The following is a 19470-nucleotide window of genomic DNA, read 5'->3' on the forward strand; positions in this document are numbered from 1 at the left end:
GCACGGTACTGCGGTGCTACCACGCGATGCGTGGACGCGCCAATCGCCAGCCCAGCCCCGACCACCGGCTTGCATGCCGCGACAGTGCGTCGCGGATCACCGCTTCGCTGCCCGCGATGTGCAGTTCGCGCCGGGCGCGGGTGATGCCGGTGTAGACCAGCTCGCGCGACAGCACGCGGTTGCCGCGTGCCGGCAGCAGCAGCCAGACCGCGTCGAACTCGCTGCCCTGCGCCTTGTGTACGGTCATGGCGAATGCGGACTCGTGCGCGGGCAGCGAGGCGGGATGGAAGGCGCGCGGCTGTGCGGGTGTGTCGCCCGGGAACCAGGCCAGCAACACGCCTTGCGCATCGCGGAAACACAGCCCGATGTCGCCGTTGAACAGGCGGTGGCGATAGCTGTTCTCGGTGACGATGACCAGCTGGCCGTGGAAGTGTCCCTGCCCGGCGCGCTGCAGGCCGGTGCCGCCCTCCACCAGCAGGCGCTCGATGCGCGCGTTCAACGTGCGCGCGCCCTGCGGGCCTTCACGCACGGCGGTGAGGATGCGCAGGCGCGCGGACAGTGCCAGCGCGTCGGTGGGCGTGGCGGCTTCGCCCAGCGCGCGCCAGTGCGACAACAGGTCTTCGCGCTGCATGTCCAGCGGATCGGCCAGGTCTTCATGGAACCGCACGCCGGCCAGCGTGTCGCCGCGCAGCAGCGACAGCGTGGCGGAGGCATCGCCTTCGCGCACCGCGGCGGCCAGCGGCGCCAGCTGCAAGGCCTCGCTCTGGCGCCATCCGCGCTGCAGGTGCACGCGGATGCCGGCGAAGCGGCCCGGTCGCTGATCCCCGCCTGCATGGTGATCAGCGGGCGGAGCATCGCCGAGCAGCGGGCGGAGCGCCCCCGCATCCTGCATGCCGATGTCGTTGCCTTCCCCCGCCGCGCTGAGGATGGCGGCCAGCACGTCGCCCGCTTCCACCGATGGCAACTGGTCCGGATCGCCCAGCAGCACCAGGCGCGTGCCATCGGCCACGGCGTCCACCAGCTTGGCCATCAGGGGCAGGTCGATCATCGAGGCTTCGTCGACGACCACCACGTCGAACGGCAGCGGGTTGTCGGCGTGATGGCGGAAGCGGGGCGAATCCGGAATCGTGCCGAGCAACCGGTGCAGGGTGGTGCCCGTGGTGGGCAGCGCCGCGAGCAGGTCGGCGTCCACGCCCTGCGCCGCCAAAGCCTGCACTGCATGGCGGACGCTCTCGGCCATGCGTTCGGCGGCGCGGCCGGTAGGCGCGGCCAGGGCGATGCGCGGCGCGGCGCGGCCCGCGTGCTGCGCCTGTGCGGCCAGCAGCACCAGCAGGCGCGCGGTGGTGGTGGTCTTGCCGGTACCGGGACCGCCCGTGACCAGCAGCAGGGCATGGCGCAGCGCGAGCGCGGCGGCACGCGCCTGGTGAGCATCATGCGCGGCCGGCGGAAACAGCTGTGCGAACACGGGCGCGAGCGCATCGATGCCGGTTGCCGGCACCGCGTGCGCGGCGAGGCGTTGCAGGCCGAGCGCGAGCGCGCGTTCGTACTCGCGATAACGGCGCAGGTAGAGCAGGTCCTGTTCCAGCACCAGCGGCGCGTGCGGATCGGCGATGGCATCGGCATCGTCCGGCGTGGCCACCCAGCGCGAGGCGGCAAGGCATGCGCGCCACGCATCGGCGGATGGCCAGTCGATGGGGGCTTCGGCATCGAGCAGTGCCTGCGGCTCGCGCAGCGAGAGTCCGGCATGGCCCTTGGCGACGGCGAGCGACGCCAGCGCGGCAGCGGCCAGTACCGTGTCGGGCGTGGACGCATCCAGGCGGCGCAGGCTCTGCGCGAGGGCGTGGTCCAGGGTGCGCAGGTGGCCGTGGCGGAACAGGGCATCGAGCAGGCTCATGCGGCCGCCTCCTGACCGTGGCCGGCGAACAGGGCATCGAGTGCATGCACGAGTTCCGGCGCGAAGCGCTGCGCATGCACACCGAGCGACGCATCGCGCGCGGGTTCGAGCCCGCGGCAGAACACGTAGCGGATGCCGCCGAAGTCGCGTGCGTAGTCGTAGCCGTCGCCCAGGCGGAAACGCAGCCAGCGGTGCAGCGCGACGGTGTAGACCAGGGCCTGCAGGTCGTACTCGCTGTGCGCCATCGCGACGGCCAGCGCGGGCGCGTCGTAGCGCGGCAGGCGGTTGGACTTGTAGTCGAGCACGTACCAGCGCCCGTCGCGCACGTAGGTCAAATCGATCTTGCCGGTCATCAACCCTTCCAGCCGCGAGCGCAGGCCGAACCCCTGGCGCGCGCGCACCACGCCATGCGCGTGCAGCAGCGCCAGCAACGCCGGCACGGCGGTGGACGCCAGGGCGAAGTGGAATTCGATTTCGGCACGCCGCTCGTATTCGCCCAGCGCATGCAGTGCGCCGCCCTCGGGCAGCACGACGGTCAGCGTGCGCCCAACCAGCGAGGTGAGCAGCGCGATGCCGTCGGCCAGGTCGTCCTGGGCGTAGCCTTCCCTGCGCAGCGCGGCGAGCAGGGCGGCATGCTCTCCTTCAGGCGCCGCATCCCCCGCCTGCCACTGCGCCCATGCGCTGAAGCGGGTGTCTTCGAGCGCCGCGTGCAGCACGTTGCCGAAACGGCTGCCGCTGAAGCGCGGGTCGTATACGTCGGCGGTGATGTCGGGGGATGCGTCTGCGTCATCGGGCGGCTGCACCAGTTCGTCTGCGGCCGCGCCATCGGCCTCGGTGGAGGCAGCATCGACGGCGTGGCCTGCATCGGCATGCGCAAGCTGGGTGAAGCTGTAGACCCACCAGTCGGGCGCGATGGAACGCCGGGCGATGCGGGCAGGCGGCACCGCGCCCTCCGCCACGGGCGGCAACCACGGCAATGCCGCCGGCGGCGACGTGGGGTCGATGCGGATGCCCGGGTCGCGCGCCAGCAGGGCGTCGGCATCGCGCACCATCGCCCACAGCGGTGACTGGGCGTGCTGGTAGAAGGCGCCCGCTGCCAGCCACAGCGCGTGGCAGGCACGGGTCAGGCCGACGTACAACAGGCGCGCATCTTCGGCGCGCTGTGCCTCGCTCCATTGCGCCTTGGCCGCGCTCCAGCCGGAGACTTCGTCCTGCAGCTTCCAGTGCAGCACGCGGCCGTCCGCGTCGGTGACGACGACACGCTGGCCGGGATCGGGCGCCTTGCCGCCGATGCCTGCGTACGGCAGGAACACCAGCGGATACTCCAGGCCCTTGCTCTTGTGCAGTGTCACCACCTGCACGCGGTGCGCGTCGGATTCCAGCCGCAGCAGCTGCGCGTCGTCATCGGCGCCGGTGCCGGCATCGGCGATGGCAGCGGCCAGCCAGTCGACGAGGCCGGGCAGGCCGAGCGTACGGGCGTCGGCCTCCTGCAGCATTTCGGCCGTCTGCAGGTAGTTGGTGAGCCTGCGCTCACCGTCGAGCAGGCCGAGCAGGCGCGGGGCGTGCTCCGCGCACAGGTCGTTGACCAGCGCCAGCGGGCCGCCGCGTTGCAGGCGTTCGCGCCAGTCCTGCGCGCGTTGCTGCCAGCGGCGCATCGCATCACCGTCGGTCTCGAGTGCGGCGATGCCGGTGGCATCCACGCCCAGCAGGACGGTGGACAGCGCGGCGCGCAGATGGCCGTCGTCCGCGCCGTGCATCAATGTGCGCAGCAGCGCGTGCAGTTCGCGCGCTTCCGGCGTGGCGAACAGGCTGAGCTTGCCAGCGGCGACAGCCGGAATGCCGACCTCGGCCAGCGCGGCACGGATGCGGGTGGCATCCCGGTGCGTGCGGACCAGCACGGCGATGTCGCCAGGCTGCACGGGTTTGCCTCCGATCGTCGCGTTGCCGGCGCGCGCATCCGTCAGCACACGGTGGATGGCAGCCACGCAGGCGGCGGTGGCCAGCTCACGCGAGGTGCCTGCGTCCCAGGGCTTGAGCTTGCCGTCCGGTCCGGGCGCTGGCGCTGGCGCCTGCCACACGGTTAGCGCGGGTGCGGCTGCGCCATGGCGCTGGAAATCGTCATCGTGGCGGGTGCCTCCAGGCGCGACCGGATGGAAACGGATGCGCACATCGACGAACGCGTCGTCGCCGGCCTGTGCGTACAACGCTTCGATGGCGCGCAGCACCGAGGGCCGCGAGCGGAAGTTGTGCGAGAGCGGCGGCGCGGCGACGGCATCGGCCTGCGTGGCAAGATAGGTTTCCACATCGCCGCCACGGAAACCGTAGATGGCCTGCTTGGGATCCCCGATGACGAACAGCGCCGGCTGCGGACTTCTGCTGCCGAACACGCGGTCGAAGATGCGCCACTGGCGTGGATCGGTGTCTTGGAATTCATCGACCAGCGCGACGCGGTACTGCGCCCGCAGGCGCTGCACCAGGGCGTCCGCCTGCGGCGTTTCGAGCGCATCCGCGACGCCGTCGATCAGGTCGTCGTAGGTCTGCACACGCAGCTGCTGTTTGCGCAGCACCAGCCGCGCGCGGGCATCGTCGCGCAGGCGATGCAGCAGGGCGACGCGGCGCGCTTCGCGGTAGGCGTCGACGCGGTCCTGCGCCTGCAGGTAGGCATCGATGGCATGCGTCAGCGGCGATTCCGGTGTGCGGCCCGCGCCGGCCTTGCTGGTTTTCTGCAGCAGCGCCTCATGGCGCAGCTGCGGCAGCTTGTCGTGCGCGAACGGCATGCCAGCATCGTCCGCGGCCGCCCACGCTTGCAGCGCGTCGAACAGCCCGGTGATCCACTCGACCTTGTAGCTACCGCCATGCAGCACCTTGCCCTCCACTGCGGCGACCAGGGCGTCACGGAACGCGTTCCCGTGCGCGCGATACGCGGCGGCGAGTGCTTCGCCCGCCGCGCACAAGGCGGGTGCGGGCCCGGCAGGCAGCGGATCGACGGGGTGCGGCTGCAACCGCTGTTCGCGCAGCAACGCGGGCAGGTCGGCCGCCAAGGCGTCGGGGCCGCCCTTCCACAGCGCAAGCAGATCATCCGCACCGTCATCGTCCGCGCCATGCGCGCGCCACAGGTCCGCGGCGATTTCATGCCGCAGCGATGCGTCGTTGGCGAGCAACGGCGGCGCATCGAAACCGTGCCCGCTTTCCAGGGCGTGTTCGCGCAGCACCCGTGCACAGAAGCCGTGGATGGTGAACACCGCCGCCAGGTCCATGCCATCGGCGGCTTCGCGCAGACGCCGATGCAGTGCGGCGGGAGGCTCACCACTCCGCGCGAGATGCGCATCGAGGAGCGCACGCGTCAATGCCGCTTCCGGCCCTTCATCGGCGGCGGCGACCGCGGGCAGCGATGCCGCCAGCAGCAGACGGGCACGGATGCGCGCGCGCAGCTCCTGGGTGGCAGCCTCGGTGAAGGTGACGGCCAGGACTTCGCCGATGCGCAAGCCGCTTTCGACCACCAGCCGCGCGACCAGCGTGGCCAGGGTGAAGGTCTTGCCGGTACCGGCAGAGGCCTCGATGGACTGCACGCCATCGAGCGGCAGCGCGAGATAGGGATCGTGCGCGAGGGTCATCCGGCGTCCTCCGCGTCGAAGACGGGGGCCAGCGCGCGCAGGGCATCGGGATCGGTACCGGTGTAGACCTCACCCTGCGTGACCGCCAGATAGATCGACATCGAAAGATCCGCGAACCGCAGCCGTGTTGCGTCATCGGTGAACGGATCGCACCCGCGCAGCGCGAGCCGCAGCGCATCTCCGCTGCCTTCGCTCCAGCTGCGCTCGCTTCCGTACCATTTCTTCGCCGCTTCCTTCAGGCCCGCTTCCATGTCGGGCGCGGCGGCGAAGAATTCCCAACCGCTGTAAGGCGCGAACGGCAGCGGTTCGCGCAGGCCCTGTTCGCGCAGCCAGAGCAGGTGCCGGAGCACCGTGCGCGCCTGGTCCGGAGCGAGTGGCGGACGCACGTGGGGACCGAACGGATGGCCGGATGCCGGCTTCCTGCCGCCTTCGTGGAATTGAACCAGGGGCAGCGCCAGGCCGGCCGCACTGGCGAGCAGCCAGTCCAGGCCGTCGCGGATCGCCGCGTTTCCGCCCGGAGCACCGATGCGAACGCGGGCAAGCCCGTGCGGATACACGCCCGCCAGCGTGCCGTGCAATGCGACGCCGTCGATGTCCACCTCGATGCGCTGCGTCGCCGGCGACTTGCCGCCGGTCCAGTCGGCGAAGGCTCGTGCGTACGGCGTGACCTCGCTGCGCAGCGCGGCCAGCGTGCGCCGCCCCAGCGGACCCGAAGGCAGCAGGGCGCGGGCGCGCAGGGCGGCATGCAGCGTGGCGTCATCGTCGCCCTGCAGCACCCCGGCGAACACGGCCGCCTGCACTTCGCTGCGCGCCAGGCCGCGGCCCGGCAACAGCAACGGTTCGACGTCGTCGCCCGTCTCGTCGATCCCGTCCAGCCGCAGGCCGAGCCGCTCGCGCAGGAACTGCTCGGCCGGTGCGGTCAGGAAGCGGCGCAGCAGGTCGAGCGACAGCGGGGAGCCGGCGTCGGCAGGTGGCGGCATCGCGTCGCCCGGGAACCAGCGCGGCAGGGGCGAGCGCCGCCCTGCCAGCTGGCCGGCGGCGGGATGCCATTGCCGGCGGTAGCTGAAGCGGCGTGGGTCGTCGTCGCCACCGAACGCCGCCGGCGAGAACGGCTGCAGCGGGTGATGAACCACCAGTGCCCTGGCGACGGACGCCGGATCGGCATGCTGCTGCGCGGCGGCGTCGATGAGTTCACTGACCAGCACCGACGGTTCGCGTGCGCTGCCGTCGCGCGGATCGGCGCCGAGATAACTGAGAAGGAACACGTCCTGCGCGGCGGCGAACAGTTGCAGGAACAGGAAGCGGTCGTCTTCGCGCAGCGAGCGGTCGCCATGCCGGCGCTTGTCGGTACCGAGTTCGGCCGTGAGCTTGCTGAGGCCGGCGGCGGGATCGCGGCGCGGGTAGTCGCCATCGTTCATGCCGAGCACGCAGATCACGCGGAACGGCAGCAGCCGCATCGGCACCATGCGGCCGAAGCTGATGCCGCCGGTCAGCAGGGGCGCGCGCGTATCGGCTTCGGCAAGTGTGGTGGTGAAGTGTGCGCGCACCACGTCGGCCGGCACGGTGTCGGCATAGCCCGCTTTCTCCGCCTGCGCGGCGAAGTCGTCGATGAGCATGCGCAGGCGGTCGAGTGCGCGCTGGCGGACAGGCAGGGCAGGTTCGCGCGGCAGCAGTGCGGCGAGCAGTCCGAGCAGCCGTTCGCGCCATTGCGCGGGCGTGATCGCCTCGCCCAGAGATTTCTGGTGGCGGGCCAGCACGCGCAGCAGGCGGACCAGGATGTCGAGCGCGTCGAGCGCGCTGCCTTCCAGTTCCGGCCAGGGGGCGACGCCGGCGATGTCGTCTTGCGTGCCGCTGGCGTGGCCCAGCAAGAGGCGATCGAGTGCGAACTGCCAGGTGTAGGCATCGTCGGCGGGTGCGCCGTGTGCGGCACGGTGCTTCGCATCCAGTCCCCAGCGCGCGCCCGCGGCCTGCAGCCACGCGTGCAGGCGCTCGAAGGCGGGGGCATCGAGACCGGCCGCGTCCGCGATGGGCGCACTGGCGAGGAGATCGAGGATCTCGTGGGTGCCGAAGCGCGAGACCGGCAGGCCGAGCAGGCGCACGAACACGTCGGCCAACGGCTCGCCGGCCAGCGGACTGGTGTCGGCCAGCGCGTACGGCAACCGGTCGCCATCGCCCGGCGCGCCGAACACGGCTTCCAGGTAGGGCACGTACGGGTCGATGTCCGGCGCCAGCACCGCAATTTCGCGCGGCTGCAGCGGCGGATCGAAGCGGTCGTCCTCCAGCAACGCACGCAGCTGGTCGTGCAGCACCTGCAGTTCGCGCAGGCGCGTGTGGCAGGCGTGCACCTGCAGGCTGGGATCGTCGGTGCGCAGGGCCGGCAGCAGGTCGAGCGGCTGCGCGCGGCGATGGAACAGGTCCGACTGCAGTCGCCGCAGCAGGCTGCCCTGGAACTTGCCGCCCCCCGCACCGGGATCGGCATGGCCGCGCACGTCCAGGCTGGGATGCACCAGTTCGTAACCGCCGATCACGGCCATGAAATCGCGTCCCGCCGCACCCCAGGCCTGCAGCAGGCGGGCGTCGGCGGTCGTGTCGTCCTCGGTGCCCGCACGCAGGCGTTGCAGGTCGCCCCAGTAGTCCTTCACCGGCGAAGGGACATAGAAATGCAGCGTGCCCACGCGCGCCTGAGTGGCCAGCACGCGCAGCACGTCGGGCGAGACATTGAGCGTGGCGAACGCGAACACGCGCGGCGGCAGTCCCTGCGGCAACGGCTGGCCCGCGCCCTCGAAGCGGTCGAGATAGCGCTGGATGCGCCGCGCACGGTAGTCGTGGCCACCGGCGACGTGGCGCCACAGGATCGCCTGCGGGTCGTCGGGATCGGCGCCACTTTCCCAGCGCAGCAACCAGTCGCGACGCCAGGCCTGGTACTTCTCGAACACGTCAGCCAGTTCCCCCGCCAGCGCCCACGGCTTGAGTGGATCGGGCCGGCGCGACGCGGCACCCGCCAGGTAGGCGGCGATCTGCACCATGGCCGGACGCGCGAGCAGCACGGGGTCGGTCAGCGCGGCGTACAGCCGCCAGTGCAGCGTCGCGGCATCGAGATCGTCGCCCTCGCCCGGCACATTGGCGTCCAGCGCACGTGCGACGAACTCGCCAGGGGTGAGGAATTCCAGGTTCGCGGCGATGCCGTGCTCGGTGGCCAGCGTGGCCTGCAGCCAGCGCCGCATCGCGACCTGCGGAATCAGCACGGTGTCCGGCGTCAGCAGCGGCACGCCGGGCGCGGGCGTACTCAATTCCCGCGCCAGCAGGCCCGCCAGCACCTCCAGCGCGTTGGAGTGGTAGAGGCGGAAGTCGGGCGTGGCGTCGGTCGTCATCGTCGCCGGCATTGTGCCGGATCGCGGTCGCAGTCCCCGAGACGGCAGCGTTTGGGCCACAGCATCCCGCACGGAAACCGCACGCGGATACGACATGGCCGCGACATGGGTGCCACAATAATCAAACTGCGCGGTACGGTTTATGTTCAGCCGCTGGCCGCGAAGCTACGCCGTTGTTTTTCCGTTAACCCCTTGCTGGTCCGCCGACGACGCCCATGACGCCTGCCGACGCCCCTGCCGTGCACCTGTCCGGACTCCGCCTCGATCGCGGCGGCCGCACGATCCTGCGCGGCATCGACCTGACCGTGCCCCGTGGCAGCATCGCCGCTGTGCTCGGCCCGTCCGGCAGCGGCAAGTCGACGATGCTCGCGGCGCTGACAGGCGAGCTGCCGCCGGCCGCAGGCACCGTGGAAGTGTTCGGCCAGCCCGTCCCGCACCGCAGCCGCGCGCTGCTGGAGATGCGCAAGGGCATTGGTGTGCTGCTGCAGGGCAACGGCCTGCTGACCGACCTGACGGTGGCCGAGAACGTCGCGCTGCCGTTGCGCACGCACACGAAACTGCCGGACGCACTGATCCGCCGGCTGGTGGAATTCAAGTTGAATGCGGTCGGCCTGCGCGCCGCCGCTGACGCCTATCCGCGCGAACTGTCCGGCGGCATGGCACGCCGCGTGGCGCTGGCCCGCGCGCTGGCGCTGGACCCGCCGCTGATGATCTACGACGAACCGCTGACCGGGCTGGACCCGATCGCCAGCGGCGTGATCATGAGCCTGATCCAGCGCCTCAACGACACCCTGGGACTGACCAGCATCATCGTGACCCATCACGTGCATGAAACCCTGCCCATCGCCGACCAGGCGGTGGTGATCGCCAACGGCGGACTGGTGTTCTCCGGCACGCCGGCCGAACTGGAAGCGACGTCCGACCCGCTGGTGAAGCAGTTCCTGCGCGGCGAACCGGATGGCCCGATCGCGTTCGACACGGTCAAGCGCGGGGAGGCTGCGTGATGCGTTATTGCACGGCGCAGATTGTCTCTCTCGTCATCCCGGCGAACGCCGGGATCCATGTTGATTTTGATTCTGCTCGCAAGGCCCGGAGCAACCGCAAGAGCACAATGGATTCCGGCGTTCGCCGAAATGACGGCTCAAGCGCGGCAGACGGCGCTGTTGGGGAGGTGCACTGATGCCCTTCGTCGAAGCCACCCGTTCGCTGGGCCGTGCCGGCCTGTTCTCGCTGTCGGTGTTCCGTGCCTCGAAGCCGACCCGCGACTTCTTCGCCGAGCTCACCCGCGAGATCTACAAGATCGGCGGCCGCTCACTGCCGATCATCGCGGTGGGCGGTGCGTTCGTGGGCCTGGTGCTGACGCTGCAGGGCTACCGCACGCTGACCACGTTCGGCGCCAGTGATGCGCTGTCCACGTTGCTCGGCCTGTCGCTGTACCGCGAACTGGGGCCGGTGCTGACCGCGCTGCTGTTCATCGGCCGCGCCGGCAGCTCCATCGCCGCCGAGCTGGGCCTGATGCGCGCCACCGACCAGATCAAGGCGCTGGAGCTGATGGCCATCGATCCGGTGGCCAAGGCCGTGGCGCCGCGCTTCTGGGCGGCGGTGCTGACGGTGCCGCTGCTGACCGGCTTCTTCTGCTCGCTGGCGATCAGCGCGAGCTATTTCGAAGCCGTGCACGTGCTCGGCCTGGACAACGGCACGTTCTGGTCGGCGCTGCAGAACAGCGTGGATTTCTGGGACGACTTCGGCGTGGCCCTGCTGAAGTCGGCGGTCTTCGGCGGTACGGCCGCGCTGGTCGCGGCCTACGTGGGCTTCCACGCCGAGCCGACCATCGAGGGCACCTCCGTGGCCACCACCCGCGCGGTGGTGAATGCCTCGCTGCTGGTGCTGATGTTCAATTTCGTCATGTCTGCATTGCTTTTCAGGAGCTGACCCATGTCCGTCCGTGGACCCCGTCTTGAGTTCGCCGTCGGCGCCTTCCTGCTGCTGGCCCTGGCCTCGCTGCTGGTGCTGGCGCTGGCTTCCACCAACAAGCGCTTCGGCGTGGGCGGCGGCAGCTACGAGCTGACTGCGCGCTTCTCCAACCTCGGCCAGCTGCGCAAGCAGGCCCCGGTGAAGATCGGCGGCGTGGTCATCGGTCAGGTGGCCGACATCCGCCTGGACCCGGTCAAGTTCGACTCGCTGGTCACGCTGTCCATCGACAGCCAGTACAAGGACCTGCCGGCCGACACCGCCGCCGGCATCTTCACCAGCGGCCTGCTGGGCGAGAACTACATTGGCCTGTCGCCGGGCGGTGATCCCGAAGTCCTGAAGCCCGGCGAGGAGATCGCCTTCACCCAGCCGGCGGTCGATCTGCTGCAGCTGGCCGGCAAGTACATGTTCAGCGGCGGCACCAACAATGCCGGTGCAGGCTCCGGGGAAACCCCGGCCAGCGGCGAGACTGCCGCGCCCCCCGTTACGGAAGAACCCACACCATGAAGACCCTGATGAAGCCCTCCCTCCTGTCCGTCGTGCTGTCTGCCGCGCTGCTGGCGTCCGCGCCGGTCGCCGTCTTCGCACAGGCAGCGGCGCCCGCCACCGCTACCAGGCAGAACACCGCCAGCCAGGTCGTGCTGGCCAGCAGCACGCGCATCCTGACCACGCTCGACCAGCGCCGTGCCGAATTCAAGTCGAATCCGGCCGCGCTGCGCCAGTTCGTCACCGGCGAGTTCAACACGCTGTTCGACGGCGATTACGCTGCCCGCCTGGTGCTGGGCGTGCACGGCCGCGGCGCCTCCGATGCCGACGTGAAGCTGTTCGGCCAGGCCCTGACCGAGCGCCTGCTGTCGGCGTACGGTGCGCGCCTGGCGGACTTCAATGCCCGCCTCAAGGTGCGGGTGAAGTCCGAAACGCCGCTGCCCGGCGGGCGCGGCGTGAAGGTCGACACCGAGTTCCTGCAGCCCGACCAGACCGTCACCCCGATCACCTTCTACGCGCGCAACGTGGGTGGCCAGTGGAAGGTGTTCGACGTGCTGCCGGAAGGCGTGTCCTTCGTGCAGACGTTCAAGACCCAGTTCGACACGCCGCTGCGGCAGAAGTCCATCGCCCAGGTGGCCGCGGACCTGAAGTCCGGCAAGCTGCAGGTCAACGGCAGTGCCAGCGGCCGCTGACGCCAGCGTCCGCCGGGACGGTGAGGCGCTCGTGTTCGCGGGCGCGCTGGACCGCGCGGCGGCGGCAGCGCTGTGGCCACAGCTCACGGCGCAGCTGGCCGGCGTGCAACGCATTGTCCTGACCAACGTCACTACCGTCGACAGCGCCGGGCTGGCACTGTTGGCCGAGCTGGCCGCGCGACTGCGCGCCGGCGGCGCCGCTCCCCGTTTCGAAGGACAGCCCGCAGGTCTCGCCGACCTCCAGGCCGCGTATCGCCTGACGCCGGAACTGGATTTCCCGGCGTAACCCCCACCCCCGCCGTTTTGCAGGAATCAGGATGAATCTGTTCCGCCTCAGCACCGTCGTCCTGCTCGCCGCCCTGGCGACCGCATGTGCGTCGGCGCCCAAATCCTCGACAGCCGCGCCGGCCGACGCGGTGGTGATCGACAGCACCGCGTCGGCCCCGTTGCCGACCGAACCGCCCATCGACCCGGCCAGCATCGACACGCCTGCGCCGGCGATGGACACCGCCACGGCGTCGGAGGGCGAGGACGACTTCGCCGCCATCTACGGCCAGGGTGCCTACGACCCGGTGGCCGATCCGACCCTCCCCGCACCCGCACAGTCGCCGACCGCCTACGACCCGTGGGAGAAGTTCAACCGGAAGGTGCACGCGTTCAACAACGTCGTCGACCGTGCGGTCGCACGCCCGCTGGCCCGTGCCTACGTGGCGGCGGTGCCGCGACCCGTGCGCTTGGGCGTTGGCAACTTCTTCGACAACCTGCGCCAGCCGCTGACGATGGTGAACCAGCTGCTGCAGGGGCGTCCGCGCGATGCCACGCAGACGTTCGGCCGCTTCCTGCTGAACTCCACGGTCGGCATCGGCGGCATCTTCGACCCCGCCAGCGACCTCAAGATGAAGCGCCGCAGCGAGGATTTCGGCCAGACGCTCGGTACCTGGGGCTGGAAGCGCTCTCGTTATGTGGAGCTGCCATTCTTCGGTCCCCGTACCGTGCGTGATGTGCTCGGACTGGCAGGCGACATGCCGCTCAGTCCGACCCGGTACGTGGAAGACGACAAAACCCGCATCTTCCTGCAGGGGCTGAACCTGGTGGACACGCGCGCCCAGCTGCTGTCGCTGGACAGCCTGCGCGAAGGCGCGGTGGACGATTACGCGCTGGTCCGCGATTCGTGGCTGCAGCGCCGCAATTACCAGATCGAAAGCCACCGCACGCCGAAGCAGACCGAAGAAGAACTGCCGGAGTACCTGCAGGACGAGAGCACCCCCACCGTGCCGGCGGACGCCATGCCGATGCCGGAGATCAGCGGCGGCGGTTGAGGCGGGATTGGAATGCGATCAAAGACAACGGCGCCATTAGGCGCCGTTGTCTTTTGGCTGTTGCCCTCTCCCTGCGCAGCGGGGAGAAGGAACAACGCCCGACGCCTCACTCTGCTTCGTCGCCGCCCAGCAGCTTCTGCGTTTCCTCCCCCGGCAACGCTTCGACGCCGCGCAGCTGGCGCTCGATCGCGCGCGTACGCACCCCCGCCTGCTTGATGCTGTTCTGCACCGTGTCCAACTGGCTGTTGGCTTTCTCCAGCACCGTGGCGAACTTGCCGAACTCGGTCTTCACCGCTCCCAGCAGCACGCGTACCTCGCTGGAACGCTTCTCGATGGCCAGCGTGCGGAAGCCCATCTGCAGGCTGTTGAGCAGTGCCGCCAGCGTGGTCGGGCCGGCGATGACGATGCGGTAGTCGCGCTGCAACGCATCGACCAGGCCCGGACGGCGGATGGCTTCCGCATACAGGCCTTCGGTGGCCAGGAAGAGCACCGCGAAATCGGTGGTGTGGGGAGGCACCACGTATTTTTCGTTGATCGACTTCGCCTGCACCTTGATCGCGCGTTCCAGCTGCGTGGCCGCGACACGCATCGCATCGGCGTCGCCGCGCTCCTGCGCTTCGATCAGCTTCTCGTAATCCTCGCGCGGGAACTTGGCATCGATGGGCAGCCACACCGGCACGTCGCCATCCTGCCGGCCAGGTAGGCGGATGGCGAAATCGACGGCTTCGTTGCTGTCCGGACGCACCTTCACGCTGCGCGCGAACTGCTCGGCCGTCAGCACCTGCTCCAGCAGGTTCTCCAGCTGCACCTCGCCCCAGCCGCCGCGATCCTTGACGTTGCTCAGCACGCGCTTGAGGTCGCCGACACCGGTGGCGAGCTGCTGCATTTCGCCCAGGCCGCGCTGGACCGCCTCCAGCCGCTCGGACACCAGCGAGAACGACGCATCGAGCCGCTGCGTCAGGGTGGCCTGCAGCTTTTCGTCCACCGTCGCACGCATCTGCTCCAGCTTCTGCGCGTTGTCGGCCTGCAGTTCCTTCAGGCGATCCTCCAGCGTGGCGCGCATCTCGCCGATCCGCTGCTCGTTGCGCTGGGTCAGTTCGTTGAGCCGCTGACCCAGTGTGTCGGCGAAGCGCTGCTGCGACTCGGATGCTTCCAGGCGCCCCTTGCGCGCGTCTTCGGTCAAGGTATCGCGCAGCACGTCCAGGCGCTGGTCGGTGCGGGTGCTGAGATCGGCCAGGTTGCGGGCAAAGCCGTCGATGCGGGCCTCCTGCGCGCGCGACAACCCCTCCAGCTGCTCGCGCAACTCGCCACGGCCCTCGCGCTGCTCGTCGCGCAGCGCCCGTTCCAGCAGGTCACCGATGCGGGCCTCCGGACGGCGCAGCACCAGCACCGCCAGCAGCACGACGGCGAAGGCCACAAGAATCAGCAGGAGGACGAGCAGGGTCTGGGAATCCATGCGGACAGTGTAGCCGCTGGCGTCTCATCGCCTGAGCCGGCCACGGCGCGAACGCCCTCGCACAGGAAGCGCGCGCCGCGTCACGGGACGTGGAGATGCGGCTTGACCCGCTCGAGCCGGCGGCGCACAGTCGCCGCGCACTGACCGCTTGGGGAAAGCCGGCATGCTGCAACGCCTCCGCACGCTGATGGGCGCCGCGCCCGATCCGCTGCCCGCACTCGCCGGCGCGCGGATCGCCGCATTGCGCGACGCGCTGGGCGAACCCGAATACATCGACCGCGACGACGACCGCCGGCACCGCGTGGACGTGCACGTGTACGCACGCGAGTTCTCCGGCGGCGGCGACACCGGCCACGTGCTGGTCACCAGTGGCATGAGCGACCGCCTGATGACGATGCCGGCGGGCTATGACGGCGATGAATCCGCCGCGCGCGAGCTGTTCTGGTACGTCCGCGAGCCGCATCCGGACTTCATCGCCCAGCTGCGCTGGCTGGCCAAACTGCCGTTCGCCGAAGGCAGCTGGCTGGGTTACGGCCATACCGTGCCCATGCCCGTGCCCCCCCTGGCCGCCTCGCCGTTCTCCACGTTCCTGCTGCTGCCGCCCGCGGTCGCGGCGGACCGGCACCTGTTCGACAACCTGCATCTGCACGGCCATGGCATAGAGACCCTGGTGGTGCACCTGCTGTCGGATGCGGAGTACGACCTGGTGCGATCTGACGAAGGCCTGGACGTGTTCCTCGACCTGCTGGATGTGCACCACTACCCGCAGGTGTTCGATCCGTCGCGATCGTCCTACCTCTGAGCGATCCCGCATCGCGTGGTGCGGCGCCGATTGCCAGCCCGTGCCCTGCCCGCTTAGGCTGCGGGCGGCCCCGGGGCGGGGATTGCGCCGGCGGGTCCTGTCCTCCCCTCACCATTCCTGCGCCGGCTCATCGCCGGCATGCAGTCCCGTTGACGCATTCGAGGAGTTTCCATGACCTGGCTACGGCGCAAATCCATCGACCGGATCACCGAGCACGAAGAGGGCCGCCGACTGGTTCCCACGCTGAGCTGGCCGCACCTGGTGGCGCTGGGTATCGGGGCCATCGTCGGTACCGGTATCTACACGCTGATCGGCGTGGGCGCCGAGAAGGCCGGGCCCGCGGTACTGATCTCGTTCGTGGTCGCCGGCATCGTCTGCGCGTGCGCCGCGCTGGCCTACGCCGAACTCTCGACGATGATGCCCGCCGCCGGCAGCGCGTACACCTACAGCTATGGCGTGCTTGGCGAAGCGATCGCGTGGATCGTGGGCTGGAGCCTGATCCTGGAATACTCGCTGGTCGTCAGCACGGTGGCCGTGGGCTGGTCGGGCTATTTCGTCGGCTTCCTCGAATGGGTGCAGCAGAGCTTCGGCTGGAACGTCACCCTGCCCGTAGCGCTGTCGGCCGGTCCGCATGCCGGCGGCCTGATCAACCTGCCGGCCATCGTCATCACGTTCCTCGTCGCGGGGATGCTGATCGCGGGGACGCGCGAAAGCGCGACGCTCAATGCGGTCCTGGTGGTGCTCAAGCTGATCGCACTGGCGGTGTTCATCGCGGTCGCACTGCCGGCCTTCAACCCGGACAACCTGCAGCCGTTCATGCCGTACGGCTTCCCGAAATCGATCGGGCCCGATGGGGTCGAACGCGGCGTGATGGCGGCGGCGGCGATCATCTTCTTCGCGTTCTACGGCTTCGATGCGATCTCCACCGCAGCCGAGGAAACCAAGAATCCCGGCCGCGATCTTTCCATCGGCATCATCGGCTCGATGGTCGGCTGCACGCTGATCTACCTGGTGGTGGCGGTGGCCGCGGTGGGCGCCCTGAGCTACACGGTCTTCGGCCAGAGCGCCGAGCCGCTGGCGCTGATCATGCGTGAACTCGGCCACGGCACGGCCGCGCTGGTCATCGGCATCGTGGCGATCATCGCGCTGCCGACGGTGCTGCTGGCGTTCTTCTACGGGCAGAGCCGCATCTTCTTCGTGATGTCGCGCGACGGCCTGTTGCCGCGCAATCTGTCGAAGGTCAACGCGCGTACCGGCACGCCGGTGGCGATCACCGTGTTCACCGCGGTGCTGGTGGCGGCGCTGGCCGGCGTGGCGCGCCTGGACGAGATCGCCGCGCTCGCCAACGCCGGCACGCTGGCGGCCTTCGTCGCGGTGGGCGTGTGCCTGCTGGTGCTGCGCGCGCGTGAACCGGAGCGCAAGCGCGTGTTTCGCACGCCGCTGGCGTGGGTGGTCGGCCCCGTCGCAATTTTGGGCTGCCTGTACCTGTTCTGGAGCCTGCCGCAGCGCACGCAGCTGTGGTTCCTGGTGTGGAACGCGGTCGGCATCGTGGTCTACCTGGCCTATGGTCGCCGCAACAGCATGCTGGCCAAGGGCGGCGACGCCTGATCGCGTCACGCAGCAACGAAACGGACAAGCGGGCTTCGGCCCGCTTTTTCTTTGCCCGCGCCCATCGATGCATTTCCCCATACGCCTGCGTGTGCACGCGTGACGCTTCATTCCCGGCGCCTGCGGCACTAAGATGCCGCGCAGGCACACCATCCCCCGGGTTACGACGTTGATCATCCATCCCAAAGTCCGCGGCTTCATCTGCACCACCACCCATCCGCTCGGTTGCGAGCTCAACGTGCGTGACCAGATCGCCGCCACGCGTGCACAGGGCGTTCGCACCGACGGACCGAAGAAGGTGCTGGTGATCGGTGCGTCCAGCGGCTACGGCCTTGCGGCGCGCATCAGCGCGGCCTTCGGCTTCGGCGCGGACACGCTGGGTGTGTTCTTCGAGAAGCCGGGCAACGAGAAGAAGCCCGGCACGGCCGGCTGGTACAACTCGGCCGCGTTCGACAAGTTCGCCAAGGAAGCCGGCCTGTACAGCAAGTCGATCAACGGTGACGCATTCTCCGACGAGGCGCGTGCGAAGGTCATCGAACTGATCAAGGGCGAAATGGGCGGCAAGGTCGACTTGGTGGTCTATTCGCTGGCTTCGCCGGTGCGCAAACTGCCCACCACCGGCGAAGTGAAGCGCTCGGCACTGAAGCCCATCGGCGCGCCGTACACGTCCACCGCCATCGACACCAACAAGGACGCCATCACCCAGGCCACCATCGAACCCGCCACCGAGCAGGAGATCGCCGACACCGTCACCGTGATGGGCGGACAGGACTGGGAACTGTGGATCGATGCGCTGGACAAGGCCGCTGTACTGGCCGATGGCGCGCGCACGGTCGCCTTCAGCTACATCGGCACCGACATCACCTGGCCGATCTACTGGCACGGCGCGCTGGGTCGCGCCAAGGTGGACCTGGACGAGACCGCGCAGCGCCTGGACGCACGCCTGAAGACCACTGGCGGCACCGCGAACGTCGCCGTGCTGAAGTCGGTGGTGACCCAGGCCAGCTCCGCGATCCCGGTGATGCCGCTGTACATCAGCATCGTCTTCAAGGTGATGAAGGAACTGGGCCTGCACGAAGGCACCATCGAACAGCTGGACCGCCTGTATCGCGAGCGCATGTACCGCACCGACGGCACGCCGGCCGAAACCGACGACGAGAACCGCCTGCGCCTGGACGACTGGGAACTGAAACCCGAAGTGCAGGCCCAGGCCAAGGCGCTGTGGCCGCAGGTGACCACGGAAAACCTGTTCCAGCTGACCGACTACGCGAACTACAAGCACGAGTTCCTGAAGCTGTTCGGCTTCGAGCGCAGCGACGTGGACTACGACGCCGAGGTGGACCCGGACGTGCAGTTCGACTGCATCGAGCTGTCGCCGGAAGGCTGAGCGTCCCGCGTGTAGCGCAAGAAAAGGCGGGCTCCGGCCCGCTTTTTTCTTTCCCGTCCTGTAGGAGCGACGTAAGTCGCGACCGCACGGCCGGACAACAAGGACATCATCAGCAATCGCAGGTGCGCCGGATGCTCGTCCGGCGCCATCGACACCTGTCAGCGTGCAGTCGCGACTTACGTCGCTCCTACAGGGAAGCGGGCCTGCAATCCGGACCCAGCGCACGGATACGCATGCCGCGCACGTACACGGCGTTGCCGTGGTCCTGCAGGGCGAGGTGGCCGCGACGCGCCTTGGCGAAGTCCGCCTGCCCGGCGAACTTGCTGGCCGCCACGCGCTGGCGCCAGTCTTCGCTGCCGGTGTCGTACACCGCGACGCGTGCGCCATTGAGCCAGTGCTCCACGCGCGAGCCACAGGCGACGATGCGCGCGTGGTTGTAGTCATCGATGGTGCGCAGCATGTCGCGGGTCGGTGCGACCAGGTCGTACGCCGCGCCCGCGCGATGACTGGGGACGATGCGGTCCTCGGCCTCACGATCGTCAAGCAGCTGGTACTCGACCGCGCGTGCCCACACCGGCGAGGCATCGACCGCGCGATAGAACAAACCGCTGTTGCCGGCCACAGGTAGGCGCCATTCGAATTCCAGTTCGAAATCGCCGTACGTGCCGACGCTGATGATGTCGCCACCGCCCGCCACCGTGAGCGCGAGTTCGCCGTCGCTTACCTGCCAGCGCGGATCCAGCGTGGACGCGCCGATGCTGCGCCATTGCGCGGTATCAGCGAGCGATTGCCACGGCGCGGCCGGCGTGGAGGCACATCCCGCGATCAGGACGGCCAGCAGGATCGATACGATCCGCCTGCCGCGCATGT

14 protein-coding genes are annotated in these 19470 nt (G+C 69.4%); 9 read left to right on the top strand and 5 right to left on the bottom strand.

Translation table 11 applies throughout. The features are described from left to right. Window positions 1-16 precede the first annotated feature (16 nt). Genes recD through recC form a run of 3 tightly spaced genes read right to left on the bottom strand, consistent with a single transcriptional unit; the run spans window position 17 to window position 8879 of the window. Window positions 17-1894: an exodeoxyribonuclease V subunit alpha gene (gene recD / locus AC3DET_RS16840; protein WP_488392359.1), complete on the bottom strand. Its 1878-nt coding sequence runs from the start codon at window positions 1892-1894 to the stop codon at window positions 17-19. Continuing rightward, the gene (locus tag AC3DET_RS16845) at window positions 1891-5508 is read right to left on the bottom strand and encodes a UvrD-helicase domain-containing protein (RefSeq protein WP_488392360.1); all 3618 of its coding nucleotides are present in this window, start codon (window positions 5506-5508) and stop codon (window positions 1891-1893) included. Before AC3DET_RS16845 ends, recD begins: the two co-directional genes overlap by 4 nt. Then, the gene (gene recC / locus AC3DET_RS16850) at window positions 5505-8879 is read right to left on the bottom strand and encodes an exodeoxyribonuclease V subunit gamma (RefSeq protein ID WP_488392361.1); all 3375 of its coding nucleotides are present in this window, start codon (window positions 8877-8879) and stop codon (window positions 5505-5507) included. Before recC ends, AC3DET_RS16845 begins: the two co-directional genes overlap by 4 nt. A gap of 215 nt (window positions 8880-9094) precedes the next feature. Here recC and AC3DET_RS16855 point away from each other — a divergent pair, with 215 nt between their 5' ends. The 6 genes from AC3DET_RS16855 (at window position 9095) to AC3DET_RS16880 (ending at window position 13347) form a co-directional block, all read left to right on the top strand. Further along, window positions 9095-9883 (top strand): ABC transporter ATP-binding protein, encoded by a 789-nt coding sequence (locus AC3DET_RS16855; RefSeq protein ID WP_488392362.1) that lies wholly within the window; start codon window positions 9095-9097, stop codon window positions 9881-9883. Between the two features lie 175 nt (window positions 9884-10058). Beyond that, on the top strand, window positions 10059-10811 hold the full coding sequence (locus tag AC3DET_RS16860; protein WP_192203171.1) for an MlaE family lipid ABC transporter permease subunit: 753 nt from the start codon (window positions 10059-10061) through the stop codon (window positions 10809-10811). 3 nt (window positions 10812-10814) lie between these two features. Beyond that, a complete protein-coding gene (gene mlaD, locus AC3DET_RS16865) occupies window positions 10815-11357 on the top strand; it encodes an outer membrane lipid asymmetry maintenance protein MlaD (RefSeq protein WP_192203170.1) in 543 nt (180 codons plus the stop codon). Window positions 11358-11365: 8 nt separating this feature from the next. Then, complete coding sequence (locus AC3DET_RS16870; RefSeq protein ID WP_488392363.1) at window positions 11366-12028, top strand: MlaC/ttg2D family ABC transporter substrate-binding protein; 663 nt, start codon at window positions 11366-11368, stop codon at window positions 12026-12028. Further along, entirely contained in the window at window positions 12012-12314 is a 303-nt protein-coding gene (locus AC3DET_RS16875) for an STAS domain-containing protein (protein ID WP_488392364.1), read from the top strand. The genes AC3DET_RS16870 and AC3DET_RS16875 overlap by 17 nt, the downstream gene beginning before the upstream one ends. Before the next feature lie 31 nt (window positions 12315-12345). Then, on the top strand, window positions 12346-13347 hold the full coding sequence (locus AC3DET_RS16880) for an MlaA family lipoprotein (RefSeq protein ID WP_488392365.1): 1002 nt from the start codon (window positions 12346-12348) through the stop codon (window positions 13345-13347). Between the two features lie 106 nt (window positions 13348-13453). Here the strand turns inward: AC3DET_RS16880 and AC3DET_RS16885 are convergent, their stop codons facing one another. Beyond that, a complete protein-coding gene (locus AC3DET_RS16885; RefSeq protein ID WP_488392503.1) occupies window positions 13454-14749 on the bottom strand; it encodes a DNA recombination protein RmuC in 1296 nt (431 codons plus the stop codon). Window positions 14750-14966: 217 nt separating this feature from the next. Between AC3DET_RS16885 and AC3DET_RS16890 the strand changes: the two genes are divergently transcribed. The 3 genes from AC3DET_RS16890 to fabV all read left to right on the top strand — a co-directional run bounded on the left by AC3DET_RS16890 (window position 14967) and on the right by fabV (window position 18600). After that, window positions 14967-15605, top strand: a complete 639-nt coding sequence (locus AC3DET_RS16890; protein ID WP_488392366.1) for a suppressor of fused domain protein — start codon at window positions 14967-14969, stop codon at window positions 15603-15605. A 171-nt stretch (window positions 15606-15776) separates the two neighbouring features. Continuing rightward, window positions 15777-17213: an amino acid permease gene (locus AC3DET_RS16895; RefSeq protein WP_488392367.1), complete on the top strand. Its 1437-nt coding sequence runs from the start codon at window positions 15777-15779 to the stop codon at window positions 17211-17213. A gap of 169 nt (window positions 17214-17382) precedes the next feature. Beyond that, the gene (gene fabV / locus AC3DET_RS16900; RefSeq protein WP_488392368.1) at window positions 17383-18600 is read left to right on the top strand and encodes an enoyl-ACP reductase FabV; all 1218 of its coding nucleotides are present in this window, start codon (window positions 17383-17385) and stop codon (window positions 18598-18600) included. 187 nt (window positions 18601-18787) lie between these two features. On the opposite strand, the gene AC3DET_RS16905 is transcribed toward fabV, so the two are convergent. Then, window positions 18788-19468, bottom strand: a complete 681-nt coding sequence (locus tag AC3DET_RS16905) for a 3-keto-disaccharide hydrolase (protein WP_488392369.1) — start codon at window positions 19466-19468, stop codon at window positions 18788-18790. Window positions 19469-19470: the final 2 nt, after the last annotated feature.

The organism is Pseudoxanthomonas sp. 97-1-1 (assembly GCF_057773125.1).

Coding starts and splice junctions, on each gene's coding strand:
- recC (WP_488392361.1), bottom strand. CDS start 8,879: ATGACGACCGACGCCACGCCCGACTTCCGCCTCTACCACTCCAACGCG.
- AC3DET_RS16890 (WP_488392366.1), top strand. CDS start 14,967: ATGCTGCAACGCCTCCGCACGCTGATGGGCGCCGCGCCCGATCCGCTG.
- AC3DET_RS16895 (WP_488392367.1), top strand. CDS start 15,777: ATGACCTGGCTACGGCGCAAATCCATCGACCGGATCACCGAGCACGAA.
- AC3DET_RS16845 (WP_488392360.1), bottom strand. CDS start 5,508: ATGACCCTCGCGCACGATCCCTATCTCGCGCTGCCGCTCGATGGCGTG.
- AC3DET_RS16880 (WP_488392365.1), top strand. CDS start 12,346: ATGAATCTGTTCCGCCTCAGCACCGTCGTCCTGCTCGCCGCCCTGGCG.
- AC3DET_RS16855 (WP_488392362.1), top strand. CDS start 9,095: ATGACGCCTGCCGACGCCCCTGCCGTGCACCTGTCCGGACTCCGCCTC.
- recD (WP_488392359.1), bottom strand. CDS start 1,894: ATGAGCCTGCTCGATGCCCTGTTCCGCCACGGCCACCTGCGCACCCTG.
- AC3DET_RS16870 (WP_488392363.1), top strand. CDS start 11,366: ATGAAGCCCTCCCTCCTGTCCGTCGTGCTGTCTGCCGCGCTGCTGGCG.
- AC3DET_RS16905 (WP_488392369.1), bottom strand. CDS start 19,468: ATGCGCGGCAGGCGGATCGTATCGATCCTGCTGGCCGTCCTGATCGCG.
- AC3DET_RS16860 (WP_192203171.1), top strand. CDS start 10,059: ATGCCCTTCGTCGAAGCCACCCGTTCGCTGGGCCGTGCCGGCCTGTTC.
- mlaD (WP_192203170.1), top strand. CDS start 10,815: ATGTCCGTCCGTGGACCCCGTCTTGAGTTCGCCGTCGGCGCCTTCCTG.